Raw genomic sequence first — 14,096 nt, 5'->3', positions numbered from 1 at the left:
CTTTCACCACACTGGGGAATAAAAAGTCTAGACCAATATGTGTCCGGTGACTGCCAACGGAAGTCGCATATGACCGCCCGGTACAGTCGGACCGTCGACGCACGTCCGAAGGGTCACCAAGCGATGTCTCCAGCCACGTCGCGCGGGCGGGCCCGGTGGTCGCTCGGCGCGCTCGCCGCCCTCGTGCTGGCGTGTGCCGTGGCCTGGGCGACGGCGGGCGATTCGCACAGCGACCTCGAGATCTACCGCTTCGGCGTCGACACCCTGTGGAGCGGCGGGGACCTCTACGGCGCCTTGCCGCTCTCCGAGGCGGGCATCCCGCTGCTGTTCATCTATCCACCGTTCGCCGCACTGGTGCTCACCCCACTGGCCGCGGTGCCGTGGACCGGCGCGGTACTGCTGCTCTTCGCACTCAGCCTGGCCGCGCTGGGGATCACCTTCTACGCGATCACCCGCAGCCTGTGGCCGTCCGGAGACCGGCGGAAGGCACTGCTCGTCGCGTCGCTGGCGATCACGCCGGCCCTCTTCCTCGAACCGGTCCGCCAGACGCTCGGCTTCGGTCAGATCAACCTGCTGCTGATGGGGGTCGTCGCTGCAGACTGTCTGCTGGCACGGGGCCGCTACCGCGGCATCGGCGTCGGCCTCGCCGCCGCCATCAAGCTGACACCGATGGCGTTCCTGCTGTTCTTCCTGGTACGCAAGGACTTCCGCGGCGCGTTGACCGCCATGGGGACGTTCGTGGCGGCCTCGGCCGTCGCGTTCGCGGTCGCCCCGGAAGCCTCCGCGCGCTTCTGGTTCGGCGGATTCGCCGGCGCGTCCGGGATCAGCGGCACCTCGTTCCACACCAACCAGACCCTGCAGGCCGTGCTGGCGCGGCTCGGGGCCGACTCCGCCAAGCCGTGGTGGCTCATCGCGACCGGCGTCCTGCTCGTGCTGGTGACGCTCACGATGTACCGCTCGGCCGTGGTGCCCGCGCTGCTGCTGAACGCGACGTTCGCCCTGCTCATCTCGCCGACGTCGTGGTCGCACCACTGGGTGTGGATCGCCCCGGCGCTGTTCACCACCGCGGCTTGTGTGGTGCTCCACCGCCGGAATCACCGGCTGGCGCTGACCTGGCTCGCCATCACCGGGGTCGTCGCGACGATCTTCGTCGCGGCGCCGTTCCGGTACTTCCCCGCCTTCGACCGGCCTGGCCAGACGTGGACGACGGCCCAGCAATGGCTGGGAAATTGCTACGTCCTCGCAGGCTTGGTCTTTCTGGCCGTTTCGGCTGTACTCGCGCTGCGGAAAGGACTTCGATGCTCGACCTGACCGGCACCACGACCCTCGTCACCGGGGCCAGCGGCGGCATCGGACAGGGCATCGCCCTGCGCTTCGCCGAGGCGGGCAGCGCCGTCGCCGTGCACTACCACCGCGGCGAGGCCTCGGCGCTCGCCCTCGTCGAACGCGTCGAGGCGGCCGGGGGCACCGCGGCCGCGTTCACCGCCGACCTCACCGACGACGGCGAATGCCACCGGCTGGTCGAAGCCGCGGCGGCCTGGACCGGACGGCTGGACACCCTGGTCAACAACGCCGGAGTGCAGCCGGTCGAGCCGCTGCCGGGGATGTCGGCGGAAAGCTGGCGCGCCGTCCTCGACGCGAACCTCACCAGCGCGTTCTCGTGCACGCAGGCCGCCGCCGACGTGATGAGCGGCGGCAGCGTCGTCCACATCGCCTCGATCGAGGCGGACCGGCCCGCGCCGGGGCACGCGCACTACAGCAGCGCGAAGGCCGCGCTGGTCATGCACGCTCGCGCCGCCGCGCTCGAATACGGGCCCCGGGGCCTCCGCGTCAACGCCGTCTCCCCCGGCCTCGTCGACCGGGCCGGACTCGGCGACGCCTGGCCGGAGGGCGTCCGCCGCTGGGAGCAGGCCGCGCCGCTGGGCAGGCTGGGCACCCCCGAGGACGTCGCGAACGCCTGCCTGTTCCTCGCCTCGCCACTCGCGGCGTGGATCACGGGACACAACCTGATCGTGGACGGCGGCGTGTCCGCCCATCCCACCTGGTGATCGCGGGCCGGCCGAATTCGGTTGGCACGCGCCGACGGCGGCTGTTGTGATGATCGTCGTGAACTGGTGGCGCAAGGGGAAGAAGTCCGGCAAGACGCTGAAGCTCGTGCGGCGTGCCCGGCTGGTCCCGGCCGTCCCCGGCGACGCTCTGCTGTCGGCTTCGGTCGATTTCGACGGCGAGCTGATCGCGCTGTGGGCCGCCAAGGCCGACGTGGACGCCGTCGCGGGACGCGTCACCGGCCCCGGCGGCGCGATCTTCCCGACCACCAGGCCCTCGCGACCCGTCCCGGCGCGAGTGACCCGTCATGCGCCGGACACCCGTCTGGTGGCCGAGATCGCCGAACTCGCGGTGGCGAACCCGAGCGCCCACGCGATGCCGGGCGGGCGGATCCTGATCGTCGGCGCCCGTGCGGAATGGCGGCCGGAAGGCGCGGACCGCAACGCCGTCCTCTATGAGCCCGACGGGACCATCGTCGCCAGGAGCACTTTCGGCGACGGCATCGAACACGTCATGCCGAGCCGGGCAGGGAACATCTGGGTCGGTTACTTCGACGAAGGCGTCATGGGCAATTTCGGCTGGGGCACCATCGACGATGGCCCCACGCCACTCGGCGACGCGGGCCTGGTCCGGTACACCCCGGACCTCTCCCCCGACTGGTGGTTCCCCTACGAAGGCGAGGCCTGGGACAGCATCGACGACTGCTACGCGCTCAACGTCGACGAGGAAACCGCCTGGCTCTGCTACTACGGCGAGTTCCCCCTGGCGCGCGTCGAGAACGGCGTGGTCACGGTGTGGGACAACGAGATCAGCGGTGCCCGGGCGCTCGCCGTCTCCGGTGGGCACGTCGCCTTCTGCGGCGGCTACTCGCCCGAGCGGGACAGGCTCGTCATGACACGGCTGGAGGACGGCCGAGTCCGGATCATCGGCGAACACCGGATCGCGCTTCCCGGTGGCGAGCCGCTCCCCCAGCGGTATCGCATGATCGGCCGCGGCCCGGTCCTGCACCTCGTCACCGACGACGCCTGGTACCGGCTGAACATCACCCACCTGCTGTGACGTCGATCACCAGGACCCGACGGGCGTGCTTTCACTGCGAAACGGTGCGCCACCCCATCGGGTAGGAATCGCGTCCGGATCACCGAATTCGACCCCTTCATCGTGACGGAGTGTCGCAGTCTCCGACGGTAAACGATTGCCGCACCCGCTCGTGCGTGTGCGGTGCCGTGACGTGCGTTCGGAACGCTCCGTCGTCGCGCTGCTACAGTCCGTGCTAGTTCGGTTTCCGTAGCGTTTCCGAATATTTCCCACGATTATCTCGCCGAATTCCGGCAATTTCCTCAGAAAAGGCATCACTTGACGGAGCTCACTCGCCCGTGGAACGTGACCGCGTTCCTCGGGGACGACACCTGTCTGCTCGACTCCGTACGCGAACTCCGCGCACGGATCCTGTTCGACCGCGGCCGCCGTCCGGCCTTTCGCCGGGCGGACGGTTCGCACACCGACGACCAGGATCTCGACTTCGGGGCCTGGCATTTCATCGCGCGGCAGCATCCGGACGGCCCGCCGCTCGGCTACATCCGGCTCTCCACCCCGGCCACCGGCGGAAGCTTCCAGTCGCGGGCTTACCTCGGCACCGGACGGTACGAGGAATTGCTTGCCGCACAAGGCATCGAGCCCGGTCACGTCTTCGAGCACAGTCGGCTCGTCGTCGAGCACCGGTCCCGGAAACTCGGGCTCGGGCAGTACCTCAACGCGCTCGCGATCGGCGCCGCGCACCACCTCGGCGCCCACGCGATGATCGGCACTTCGGGCACGAAGGACGGCCAGGACCGCTTCCACGAGCAGTTCGGTTTCCGCGCCATGCCGGGCACTCGCCGCTATGTCGAGCAGTACACCGAAGACGTCGTGATCATGTTCCATCGCGTCGCCGAAGGAGCCGGACGCCACCACGAACTCGTCACCCGGCTACGGGACGCATTCCCTCGGATCGCCGCTTCCACACCGGCCGTGCTCACAACCGGGTCGCCTTCGGGCAGGCCCGCGCCCGCCGCGCTCGCCGAGGCCTCCGGACCCGATCGCGACGTGTGGCGTCCGACCCTGCTCGCACCCCGCGATCCGGCGGATTTCGCCGCCCTGACGGCGTTGCTGGCCTCCGGTGACGTCCGCGAAATCCACGACACCATCGACGAGCAGCTCGCCGAGCTGATCCGCAGCCGCGAACCGTGGTGCCGGGACACGGCCGCGATCGAGGACCGCAAACGGGAACAGCTCGCCGGGCTGGCGCACTGGGAGTACGGCACATGGGCCTGGTACCCGTGGTCGCGGCGGCTCGTGCACGTCCTGCCGCGTGACGAATTCCGGCTCGTGCGCACGGATCGCAACCGCGGCAAGGTCGACCGGCCCGAACAGCGCCGCCTGCTCGGCAAGCGCATCGGGATCATCGGTCTCTCGGTCGGCAACAGCGCGGCGCTCACGTTCGCGCTCGAAGGCATCGGCGGCGCCTACGCGCTGGCGGACTTCGACGACTTCAGTCTCTCGAACCTGAACCGGCTGCGCGCGGGCGTGCACGAACTCGGTGTCAACAAAGCGGTCCTGTCCGCGCGCCAGATGTTCGAGATCGACCCGTACCTCGACATCGAGATCCACCGGGGCGGCCTGACCGAGGACAACATCGAGGCGTTCTTCACCGGCGGGATCGACCTCCTGATCGAGGAGTGCGACACCCCGTGGGTCAAGATCGCCGCCCGCGAATACGCTCGTGACCTGCGCATCCCGGTCGTCATGGACTGCAACGACCGCGGCATGCTCGACGTCGAACGCTTCGACCTCGAGCCGGACCGGCCACTGCTGCACGGCCTGCTCGGCGACATCAAATCCGTGGACGTCGCCGAGCTGGGCCACCAGGAGAAGGTCGACCTGATCCTCGCCATGGTCGACGCCGAAAGGATCAGCCCGGAACTGGCCGCCTCCTTCGGTGAACTCGGCCGCACACTGAGCAGCTGGCCCCAACTGGCCTCCGGGGTCGCGCTGGGCGGCGCGCTCTGCGGCGAGGCCGCGCGGCGCATCCTGCTCGGCCTGCCGTGCGCGTCCGGCCGGTTCTACACCGACCTCGACCGCCAGCTGAGCCCGGAACGGAGCACCGTCACGTGACCGCGCTTCCCGTGCGGATCGCCGGCACCGGCGTCCACCTGCCACCGGACGTCGTCACCAACCGGCGGCTCGCCGAAACCCTCGACACCTCCGACGAGTGGATCGTGAACCGCACCGGGATCCGGGAACGCCGTTGGCTGGCCCCGGATCTCGCCACCTCGGACATGTGCGTGGCCGCCGCGCATCCCGCGCTCGCGGCCGCGGGATGCGCCGTGCGGGACGTCGACGCGATCATCGTCGCGACCTACACCTACGACCAGCCGCTGCCGTCGACGGCCCTGATCGTCAAAGAGGCTCTCGGCGCGTTCCGGGCGCTCACCTTCGACATCACGCAGGCGGCCTGCGCGAACGGCGTCCAAGCGTTGTTCCTCGGCTCCCTGCTGGTGCGAACCGGTGCGGCGGAACGGGTCCTGGTGATCGCGGCCGACAGCGCGTCCCGCGTGACCGATCCGGAGGACCGCACCACCCGGGTCTTCTTCGGTGACGCCGCCGGTGCCGCCGTACTGACCAGGGCGACGGCGCCCGGCGCCGGACTGCTCGGCTGGGACTTCGGCGCCGAACTGTCCTACGACGTCGAGATCCCGGCAGGCGGCTCGCGGCAGCCCGCCGGGGCGACGACGTTCGCGGACAGGCGGCACTACCTCAAAATGAACGGCAGGACCGTCTGGGACACCGCCACCCGATGCCTGCCGGACAGCGTCCTGAACGCCACCGCCCGGGCCGGGCTGACGGTGGACGAAGTGACCCACTTCTTCCTCCACCAGGCCAACCTGAACATCGTGCAGGCGGCGATGGACAAACTCGGCGTGCCGCGCGACCGCGCGCCGATCACCGTCGACCGGCTCGGCAACACCGGCTCGGCGGGCGTGTTCACCGTGCTGCACAAGGGTTTCTCGGAGGACTCGGTGCGGCCGGGCGACGCTTTCGTGGTGTCGGCGATCGGGGCGGGCTTTCAGTGGGGCACTTTGTGTTTCAGGGCTTAGGGGCGCTTTAGGTTGTCTCGTGAGTGGTAAGGACGGTTCGAGCCAAAGGGGCCTTAGATACCTGCTGGCTGGGTTGGTCGCAGGTCCGTGAAGGACCCCTGCCCTCGACTCAGCTTCACACCTTCCCGAGTACATGAAGGCCCCCTTCCTGTACCTAGGCGCAAGGAAGGGGGCCTTCATGTACTCGGGCCGCGCCAGAGCGGCGGTGACGTGACAGGTCGAGTCTCGTGGGGGATGCGCCAGCCAGTCCGGGTGTCGCGAACCTGCGAACACTCGCACGCAAAATCCAGTAGGTACCTAAGACACCCTTGGCCCTAACCGTCCCTACCACTCACGAGGCGGCCCTCTCCGCACTCGCTGAGCGGAATTGTCGCGTGAATGTGTACTACATGAATATGCGGTTCTGTTGTGCACGAAGCACCACCGGCTCATCCATCACAGTGAATGGAAGGTCGTCATAGCCCAAGACGGCCTCCCCGAATTCACCGCACCCGCCTACCTCGACCCCACCGGCCAACCGAGGCGCAACACCATGCACCTCAGGGCATAGGCCGACCTGAGCTCCTCTGCCACGCGGGACCCGGCTCACCGGCTCCGGATCTCGGTCCCCTGCTTCAGGTTCGTCACCAGCGCCGTCGACTTGCCCGTGACGGCGGTCGCGAGCGTGCGTTCGAGGCCGGGCAGCCTTGCCGCGCGCAGGAAGACCCGGCGTGCCTGGAGAAGGAACCGGTTCGCGGGCAGGAACCAGCGCGCTCCGCGGCGGGCGACTTGCTGCTTCTCGGTCACCACCGGACGCACCAGCTCTTCGTACTTCGCGAAGGCGTCCTCGATCGAGTGTGCTTGCGTGAGTTGTTCGGCCAGGACGAACGCGCCCGCGATTCCCAGGGAAGCGCCCTGTCCGGCGAGGAGTGAGACAGCGTAGCAGGCGTCGCCGACGAGAACGACCCGGCCGCGGCTCCACGACGGCATCTCGATCTGCGCGACCTGGTCGTAGTACACCTCTTCGGCGGGCGGGCACAGGTCGAGCGCTTTCGGCACGGCCCAGCCGAGGGAACCGTAGGTCGCGCGGAGGGTCTTTCGCGCGTCGTGCGGCAGGACTGGATCCGAGGTGCGGTGCACGGCGAACGCGGCGAGCTTGCCGTCGCGGAGACCGTAGAAGCCCATCTGCATGCCGATGGTGTCGGTGAGGCAGAACCGCTCCCCCACCCGCTCGCGGATCTCTTCGTCTTCAAAGACGAACGCGGCCGTGTGGAACCCGAGGTATCGCAGGAAGCGGTCTTCGGCACCGAAAACCAGCCGCCGGACGGTCGAATGGATTCCGTCGGCCCCGACCAGCAGATCGGCGTCGAGCACTTCGCCGTCCGTCGACGTCACGCGTACGCGGTCACCGAGATCCTCGACTCCCGTGACCCCGGAACCGAACCGGACGTCCACTGTGGACGGCAGTGCCGTGCGCAGCAACCGCTCCAGATCGGGCCGCATGATGCTGCACAGCCTGCCCCGCAGCGACTTGCCGAAGCGGACGTAGTCGATCGCCGCCCGGCGGCGGCCGCGCTCGTCCAGCAAACTCGCTTCGTCCACTCGGTACGCCACGTCCTCGACCTCGGGCAGCAGGCCCATTTCCTCGACCGCGTCGAAACCCGGGCCGAAGAAGTCGATCATGTAGCCCTGTTCCCGCGGTCCCGCGGCACGTTCGAGCACCACGACTTCGACATCCCGCGCCGCGAGCCGGTGCGCCAGCGCCAGCCCGGTGATCCCGGCACCGCAGATCGCCACCTTCATGGAATCCCTCCCTTTCGATTCAGCGGACCAGCCGGCGCAGGACGGCCGAGGTGGCACCGCCGCCGGACTCAGGTTCGAGCGCGCGGTGCAGCAGAAGCCCGTCCACCGTGGCGAAGAGCACCGCAGCCGTGTCCTCGGCGTCGGCCACTCCGTGCTCCGTCAGCCAGCCGCCGAACCTGGCGCGCAGACCGGCGAGGATCTCCCGGATGCCTTGGCGCAAGGTGTCGTCACGGGTCGCGGCCAGGTATGCCTCCGCGAACAGCAACGACATCGGATCGGTGCCGGTGTATTCGCCGACCGACGCGAACAACGCGTCCACCGCGTCTTCGGGTGTCCCGGCGGTTTCCAGCGCCGGTTCGAAAGCGACGGCGACCTCGCCCATCGCGCCCAGCACCGCCTCGATCAGCAAGGCCTGCAGCGAAGGGAAGTGGTAGTGCACGACGCTCGGGGTGACCCCGGCGCGCTCGGCCAGGATCCGGGTGCTGACCGCGGACCAGCCGAGTTCGGGCACCAGCGTGACCGCGGCTTCGAGCAGTCGCCGTCGCGCGAGTCGGCCACGTTCCGCGGCCGGGGAGCCTGCCACCATCGCCTCCTAGGGCGTTCGTCCTGTACGACTGCCCTGATCGTACGCCCGGTTCCGATCGGCCCGCAAACTCGGTGGTCACGGCACCGCGCGATCCCTACAGTTCCGTTGCCGGAGAGGAGGGATGAAGCACCGTGAAACTGGACGGGTACCGATGGCGCACGCTGATCAGTCAGGTCCGCCTCGGCAAGGACGAGTACCGCGTCATCCGCCCGGCACGCCCGATCTCGCACGGCTCGCTGAGCGAAAGCTGGCTCGGCGCGGAGCTGGACGTGGACGAGGTGGCCGCGCGCGAGCTGGCCGCCGCGTGGTGGCTGGCGGCGCGTTCGCCACGCAGCCTGGTCCACCTCCCCTACCGCGCGAGCCGGACGGCCTGCGAACAGGACTGCGGCAGCCCCGCCCTTGACCTGGTCCTGCTGCACCACAGTCTTCAGTTTCCGTTGTCGCGGTGGAAAAGTGTGCGTGCCCGGCTCGGCGCCGGAGTACCTCACACGGTGAAGCTGCCGCCGGACGCCTTTCCGGTCTTCGGCCGCGAAGAGCGCCTGGGGTACCGCGGCGACCCGAACCAGCTTCGCCCGGACATCGCCGCGGACACCCTTTTCCTCGTCGGCAGCCGCCACGCCTTCGAGGTCGAAAGCGACAACGTGCGTGACGTCGCCGAGAACGGCCCGACCCGGATCGACGAAGCATCGGGGAGGCATTACTGCGCGGAAGTCGGCCTAGGCCCCACATTCGTCAACTACCCGAACAGCGGTGTACCCAGCGGAATGCTGCATGTCGTGCTCTGCGACGTTCCGGAGAACCGAACGCGGCAAAATTGACCTCGTTGCGCATCGGAGCCATCGCGAGGCTTGCTCTTCCGAACTCACTTTGGAGGACAGATGGTCTCGAAGCCCCGCGTCGCGCTGGGAATGCTCGTACTGGTCGCGCTGGCGGGCGGATTGATCGCGCTGCTGGTCTCTCTCGACGCGAGCGCCTTCTGGGTCAAGACCCTGCCGATCGGCGTGCTGGCGGGCGGAGCGGCCTTGGCTCAGTCCCTCGGCTTCTTCAACAAGCCCTCGAAGGACAAGGGGACCGGTCCCCACGCCCGTCGTTAGCGTCCTTTCGGTGACCGAACTGGGTGCCTACGTCGAACGCTTCGAGACGAACTCCCGCAGCCGTGCGCTCCGGGGGCTGGCCGCGATGGCGATCGGCGCCCCGATCGCCCTCTTCGGAATCGTCCTGTTCCTGATGGCACAGGAGTCCGGGGTCTTCGGCGGGGAGGTGTTCCTCGGTCTCGTCATCGGCTGCGGGCTGGGGCTGATGCTGATGGGCGGCTGGCTCTGCTGGCAGGCCGTCGGCAAACAGGGCGAGACCTTCACACTGTACGAGCGGGGATTCGTGCACACCTGGCGCCGGTCGACCACCGTCGTGCCGTGGGACACGATCGAGGTGGTCGTCGACCACACCAAGAGCAACATCCTCGCCAAGACTCTCGGCGGCGATGTCGGTTGCCTCGTCAAGCTCGCGGACGGCCGGAAGATCCTCATCAACGGATTCACCGAAGGCGCCGCCATGCTGACCTACGACATCTCCGAGGCCGTGCGGCGACGTCCCGTCTGACCCACGGCAACCTTCCGCCCCCGCCGCGCGTTCTCCCTGAACGGGGAGGAGCGGGCCATGGAGATCATCGTCGCGAACGAACTGGGCGTCCGTGCCGTGGTGCTGACACTGCGGGCCAAGGGATCGGCGCTCGATTTCCGGCTGTTCCCCATGGTGCACATCGGGACGCAGGCCTATTTCGACACCGTGCGGCGACAGGCGAACGAGTGCGACGTGGTGGTGGCCGAGGGGGTCGGCGACGCGAAGCCGGTGTCCCGGCTGACAGCGAGCTACCGGCTCGCCGCCCGGAACAAACGCCTCGGGCTGGTGGTGCAGGACTTGAAGGCCGGCACCTTCATCGTGCCGACGGTCCGCCCGGACCTGGACGGACCGGGGTTCACCGAGGGCTGGCGCCGCGTCCCCCTCGGCGACCGGTTGATGATGTCCGTCCTCGCCCCCGCGCTGGGGGTGTTCCTGCGCGGCTTCGGCACCCGCGGGATGCTGGCGCGGTTCCTGACCGTCGACGACGAAGACGATTCCTGGGTCGAATCCGCCGAGGCCATGCCCGAGTTCGACGACCTGATCAGCGTCAGCCGCGACAAGCTCCTCGTGGACGCGCTCGCCGGGCTGCACGAGCAGCGGCATCACGAGCCGGGAACGATCGGCGTGGTCTACGGTGCCGAGCACATGCGCGCGGTCGTGCGCGAACTCCGCGCCCGGTTTGGCTACGTCGTGCGGGACGCGGAATACGTCACCGTGTTCACGCTCTGACGCTCGTCCTTTGTGGACTGGGCGCGAAGGTCCGGCGGTAGTCCTGCGGCGAGACGCCCACGACCTTGTGGAAATGGTGGCGCAGCAGGGCTCCCGAGCCGAAACCGCACCGGCGCGCGACCTCGTCGACACTCATCGTCGTCTCCTCCAGCAGGGACCTCGCGTGCAGTACCCGTTGCGTCGAAAGCCATCGGTGCGGCGTGGTCCCCGTCTCGGCGACGAACTTGCGGGCGAAGGTGCGCTCGGACATCTGCGCGCGGCGGGCGAGATCGACGACGGGGTGCTCCCGGTCGATGGTGTCGAGCATCCAGGTGAGCACCGGCTGCAGGCTGTCGCTGGTGCACTCCGGGATCGGCACCTCGACGAACTGACGCTGCCCGCCCTCGCGCTGCGGCGCCACCACCATGCGCCGGGCGATCGCGGTGGCCGCGGCGGACCCGAGTTCGCGCCGGACCAGGTGCAGGCAGGCGTCGATGCCGGCGGCCGTCCCCGCGCTGGTGATGATGTCGCCGTCGTCGACGAAGAGGACGTCCGGATCCAGTTGCGCCCGGGGGAAGCGCTTCCGGAACCCGGCGCTGTGCCGCCAGTGGTTCGTGCACCGACGCTCGTCGAGCAGGCCCGCGGCGCCCAGCACGAACGCGCCGGTGCAGACGGAAAGCAGCGTGGCTCCTCGTGCCGAAGCAGCACGGAGGGCTTCGAGCACCGCCGGCGGGTACTCATCGCGCACGTCGCAGGCGGGGACGACGACGAGATCCGCGTCCTCCGTCGCTTCGAGGCCGAGCTCCGGGGTCATCTTCACGCCGTGCCCGAGGCTGAGCGGCTCTCCCGGCCGCTCCCCGCACACGCGGAAGTCGAGCAAGGGCACCCCGTCGTCGGTGCGGTCGTAGCCGAACACCTCGCAGACGACACCGAACTCGAAGACGGCGAAATCGTCCAGCAGCACCACGGCGACGCTCTTCAACATGCCCGGGAGCATAGCTGGCAGGATTTTGACGCACAACGACAGGACTGCCACTTTTGGCAGGATGTCGGGTGGCGCAAACTTACTGCCATGACCGCAATCATCGTCACCCTCGCCCTGATCGCCCTCGTCACCTACCTCCTGGAGCGCAACCACGAACGGCAAGGCCGCCCGACCGCGTCCGGGGGCGACCCGCTCGGCCGCCCGTTCTGGAGGGGTGGCGCCACCGTCTGAGACCGCCGACGGTGGGGCCCGGTGTCATGAGCGACACGTCCCCCGTCGAAAGGCGCGAACGAAGCCGATATCCGCCGAGGTCAGGCCCACAATCACGGGTTTAAACCTCTTCGCCCGTATTTTCTGCCGGTTACCAGTTTTCTGGTTAGGGTGCAGTGGTGCAAACGGGTTAACTCGGGCGGAAGGAGAAACGCGCCGTCATCGGCGCGTGGCTGAACATGAGTTCGCAGGACGGTAAACAAGCGGAAGAAGGGGCCGTCGCGGAAACCGCGACAGACCTCGCCCACGCACCGGATACGACAGGTCCGGGGCATACCCCCGACGAACACGTCCCCCTCGCCTCCGAACGACCCGCCGAAACCGACCGGACCGTTTTCGGTGTGGCGGCGGCCCTCGCCCTCGCGATCATCGTCTGGGGCGTTCTCGCGCCGGAGAGCCTCGCGAATGTCGCGTCGACCCTCCTCAACGACGCCGTAATTCCTTACGGCGGCTGGGCTTTCGTCCTCACCGCGAGCGGTTTCGTGGTCTTCGCGGTCTGTCTGGCGATAAGCCGCTACGGCCGCATCCCGCTGGGCGCGGACAAGGAACTGCCCGAGTTCCGGACCTCTTCGTGGATCGCGATGATGTTCAGCGCCGGTATGGGTATCGGCCTGATGTTCTTCGGGGTGTACGAGCCGGTTTCCCACCTCGCGAGCCCGCCACCGGGTACGGCGGCCCCGAACTCCGATGAAGCCGTCCACACCGCGATGGCGACGACGTTGTTCCACTGGACCGTGCACCCGTGGGCGATTTACGCCGTCGTCGGTCTCGCGATCGCCTACAGCACCTTCCGCAAGGGCCGCACCCAGTTGATCAGTTCGGTGTTCGCGCCGCTGATCGGCAAGCGGCGCACCGAAGGCCCGCTGGGCAAGGCGATCGACATCATGGCGATCTTCGCCACCCTGTTCGGTTCTGCTGCCTCCCTCGGTCTCGGTGCGCTCCAGGTCGGTGGCGGCATGGGCGCCGTCGGCTGGATCGACGACCCCGGCAAGGGCCTCCTGGTCGCGATCATCGCGATCCTCACCATCGCGTTCATCGCGTCGGCGGTGTCCGGGGTGGCCAAGGGAATCCAGTGGCTGTCCAACATCAACATGGTGCTCGCCGCGGTGCTCGCGGTGTTCGTGCTGGTGGTCGGGCCGACCGTGCTGATCCTCAACATCGTGCCGGGCGCGATCGGCGACTACTTCCGCGAGCTGGCGGAGATGTCCGGCCGCACCGGGATGACCGGTGGCGAGGAGATGCAGACCTGGCTCGGCGGCTGGACGGTCTTCTACTGGGCGTGGTGGATCTCGTGGACGCCCTTCGTCGGCATGTTCATCGCGCGGATCTCCCGCGGCCGCACCATCCGGCAGTTCATCTTCGGCGTCATCGCGATCCCGAGCATCGTGAGCCTGATCTGGTTCGCGATCTTCGGCGGCGCGGCGATCAGCAGGCAGCGTGCGGGCACGGACATCGCGGGCGCGGGCAGTGCCCAGTCGGCGACGTTCGAACTGCTCGAGACCCTGCCGTGGTTCATCCCGATCGCGATCCTGGTGATGATCCTGGTGTCCATCTTCTTCGTCTCCGGTGCGGACGCGGCGTCGGTGGTGATGGGCACCTTGTCCCAGCGCGGAAGCGTGCATCCCAAGAAGGGTGTCGTCATCTTCTGGGGCGTGCTGATGGGCGCCGTCGCGGCGGTGATGCTGCTGGTCGGCGGGGACAAGGCGCTGACCGGTCTGCAGAATCTCACCATCCTGATCGCGGTGCCGTTCGTCTTCGTGATGGTCGGGCTGTGCGCGTCGGTCTGGAAGGACCTGCGCAACGACCCGCTGATGAAGCAGGAAGACGCGATGATGCTGTCGCTGAAGGAACTGCACGAGGAACGCACGAACGGCCACGGCCGCCGTCGCATCCTCGGACGGTCGAAGCAGAAGTCCTGACTTCGTAAGTACAGGAAGGCCCCCTTCGCTCCGAAGGGGGCCTT

General features: G+C 68.5%; 14 protein-coding genes and 1 pseudogene. 12 read left to right on the top strand and 3 right to left on the bottom strand.

Annotated features, from left to right (window positions below; all coding sequences use genetic code 11):
* The first annotated feature begins 123 nt into the window (after nucleotides 1-123).
* The 6 genes and pseudogenes from ACLJPX_RS29225 to ACLJPX_RS29200 all read left to right on the top strand — a co-directional run.
* Nucleotides 124-1,311, top strand: coding sequence for a glycosyltransferase 87 family protein (locus ACLJPX_RS29225; RefSeq protein ID WP_410603545.1), 1,188 nt, complete (start codon nucleotides 124-126; stop codon nucleotides 1,309-1,311).
* Nucleotides 1,299-2,048, top strand: coding sequence for an SDR family NAD(P)-dependent oxidoreductase (locus tag ACLJPX_RS29220; RefSeq protein WP_410603543.1), 750 nt, complete (start codon nucleotides 1,299-1,301; stop codon nucleotides 2,046-2,048). The genes ACLJPX_RS29225 and ACLJPX_RS29220 overlap by 13 nt, the downstream gene beginning before the upstream one ends.
* A 49-nt stretch (nucleotides 2,049-2,097) precedes the next feature.
* Nucleotides 2,098-3,105, top strand: a complete 1,008-nt coding sequence (locus tag ACLJPX_RS29215) for a hypothetical protein (protein WP_410603541.1) — start codon at nucleotides 2,098-2,100, stop codon at nucleotides 3,103-3,105.
* A gap of 297 nt (nucleotides 3,106-3,402) precedes the next feature.
* Nucleotides 3,403-5,199 (top strand): ThiF family adenylyltransferase, encoded by a 1,797-nt coding sequence (locus tag ACLJPX_RS29210; protein WP_410603539.1) that lies wholly within the window; start codon nucleotides 3,403-3,405, stop codon nucleotides 5,197-5,199.
* Nucleotides 5,196-6,182, top strand: a complete 987-nt coding sequence (locus ACLJPX_RS29205) for a 3-oxoacyl-ACP synthase III family protein (RefSeq protein WP_410603537.1) — start codon at nucleotides 5,196-5,198, stop codon at nucleotides 6,180-6,182. The genes ACLJPX_RS29210 and ACLJPX_RS29205 overlap by 4 nt, the downstream gene beginning before the upstream one ends.
* A gap of 400 nt (nucleotides 6,183-6,582) precedes the next feature.
* A pseudogene (locus ACLJPX_RS29200) lies at nucleotides 6,583-6,732 on the top strand (HNH endonuclease); the annotation flags it as partial.
* 35 nt (nucleotides 6,733-6,767) lie between these two features.
* On the opposite strand, the gene ACLJPX_RS29195 reads toward ACLJPX_RS29200, so the two are convergent.
* Together ACLJPX_RS29195 and ACLJPX_RS29190 are read right to left on the bottom strand one after the other, a co-directional pair.
* Nucleotides 6,768-7,964, bottom strand: coding sequence for an FAD-dependent monooxygenase (locus tag ACLJPX_RS29195; protein ID WP_410603535.1), 1,197 nt, complete (start codon nucleotides 7,962-7,964; stop codon nucleotides 6,768-6,770).
* A gap of 19 nt (nucleotides 7,965-7,983) precedes the next feature.
* A complete protein-coding gene (locus ACLJPX_RS29190) occupies nucleotides 7,984-8,547 on the bottom strand; it encodes a TetR/AcrR family transcriptional regulator (RefSeq protein WP_410603533.1) in 564 nt (187 codons plus the stop codon).
* Nucleotides 8,548-8,681: 134 nt separating this feature from the next.
* Here ACLJPX_RS29190 and ACLJPX_RS29185 point away from each other — a divergent pair, with 134 nt between their 5' ends.
* From ACLJPX_RS29185 to ACLJPX_RS29170, 4 genes are read left to right on the top strand one after another with little or no spacing between them, the layout of a single operon-like run.
* Nucleotides 8,682-9,368: a hypothetical protein gene (locus ACLJPX_RS29185; protein ID WP_410603531.1), complete on the top strand. Its 687-nt coding sequence runs from the start codon at nucleotides 8,682-8,684 to the stop codon at nucleotides 9,366-9,368.
* Between the two features lie 60 nt (nucleotides 9,369-9,428).
* Nucleotides 9,429-9,644, top strand: a complete 216-nt coding sequence (locus tag ACLJPX_RS29180; protein WP_101612780.1) for a hypothetical protein — start codon at nucleotides 9,429-9,431, stop codon at nucleotides 9,642-9,644.
* A gap of 10 nt (nucleotides 9,645-9,654) precedes the next feature.
* Complete coding sequence (locus ACLJPX_RS29175; RefSeq protein ID WP_410603529.1) at nucleotides 9,655-10,149, top strand: hypothetical protein; 495 nt, start codon at nucleotides 9,655-9,657, stop codon at nucleotides 10,147-10,149.
* A gap of 57 nt (nucleotides 10,150-10,206) precedes the next feature.
* Complete coding sequence (locus ACLJPX_RS29170; protein ID WP_410603527.1) at nucleotides 10,207-10,899, top strand: hypothetical protein; 693 nt, start codon at nucleotides 10,207-10,209, stop codon at nucleotides 10,897-10,899.
* Here ACLJPX_RS29170 and ACLJPX_RS29165 read toward each other — a convergent pair.
* Complete coding sequence (locus tag ACLJPX_RS29165; protein ID WP_410603525.1) at nucleotides 10,889-11,863, bottom strand: GlxA family transcriptional regulator; 975 nt, start codon at nucleotides 11,861-11,863, stop codon at nucleotides 10,889-10,891. The two genes, ACLJPX_RS29170 and ACLJPX_RS29165, sit on opposite strands and share 11 nt — an antisense overlap.
* Before the next feature lie 87 nt (nucleotides 11,864-11,950).
* Between ACLJPX_RS29165 and ACLJPX_RS29160 the strand changes: the two genes are divergently transcribed.
* Both ACLJPX_RS29160 and ACLJPX_RS29155 read left to right on the top strand, forming a co-directional pair.
* A complete protein-coding gene (locus ACLJPX_RS29160) occupies nucleotides 11,951-12,094 on the top strand; it encodes a hypothetical protein (RefSeq protein ID WP_410603523.1) in 144 nt (47 codons plus the stop codon).
* A 218-nt stretch (nucleotides 12,095-12,312) separates the two neighbouring features.
* On the top strand, nucleotides 12,313-14,052 hold the full coding sequence (locus ACLJPX_RS29155) for a BCCT family transporter (protein WP_410603521.1): 1,740 nt from the start codon (nucleotides 12,313-12,315) through the stop codon (nucleotides 14,050-14,052).
* The last annotated feature ends 44 nt before the right edge of the window (nucleotides 14,053-14,096 follow it).

This window comes from Amycolatopsis sp. lyj-90 (assembly GCF_046549035.1).
Classification (GTDB): Bacteria; Actinomycetota; Actinomycetes; order Mycobacteriales; family Pseudonocardiaceae; genus Amycolatopsis.
This window is presented reverse-complemented; position numbering and strand designations above follow the sequence as displayed.

Excerpts from the sequence above, each read along its gene's own strand:
- ACLJPX_RS29220 (WP_410603543.1), top strand. The coding sequence starts at position 1,299 with ATGCTCGACCTGACCGGCACCACGACCCTCGTCACCGGGGCCAGCGGC.
- ACLJPX_RS29155 (WP_410603521.1), top strand. The coding sequence starts at position 12,313 with ATGAGTTCGCAGGACGGTAAACAAGCGGAAGAAGGGGCCGTCGCGGAA.
- ACLJPX_RS29165 (WP_410603525.1), bottom strand. The coding sequence starts at position 11,863 with ATGTTGAAGAGCGTCGCCGTGGTGCTGCTGGACGATTTCGCCGTCTTC.
- ACLJPX_RS29195 (WP_410603535.1), bottom strand. The coding sequence starts at position 7,964 with ATGAAGGTGGCGATCTGCGGTGCCGGGATCACCGGGCTGGCGCTGGCG.
- ACLJPX_RS29170 (WP_410603527.1), top strand. The coding sequence starts at position 10,207 with ATGGAGATCATCGTCGCGAACGAACTGGGCGTCCGTGCCGTGGTGCTG.
- ACLJPX_RS29160 (WP_410603523.1), top strand. The coding sequence starts at position 11,951 with ATGACCGCAATCATCGTCACCCTCGCCCTGATCGCCCTCGTCACCTAC.
- ACLJPX_RS29225 (WP_410603545.1), top strand. The coding sequence starts at position 124 with ATGTCTCCAGCCACGTCGCGCGGGCGGGCCCGGTGGTCGCTCGGCGCG.
- ACLJPX_RS29215 (WP_410603541.1), top strand. The coding sequence starts at position 2,098 with ATGATCGTCGTGAACTGGTGGCGCAAGGGGAAGAAGTCCGGCAAGACG.
- ACLJPX_RS29180 (WP_101612780.1), top strand. The coding sequence starts at position 9,429 with ATGGTCTCGAAGCCCCGCGTCGCGCTGGGAATGCTCGTACTGGTCGCG.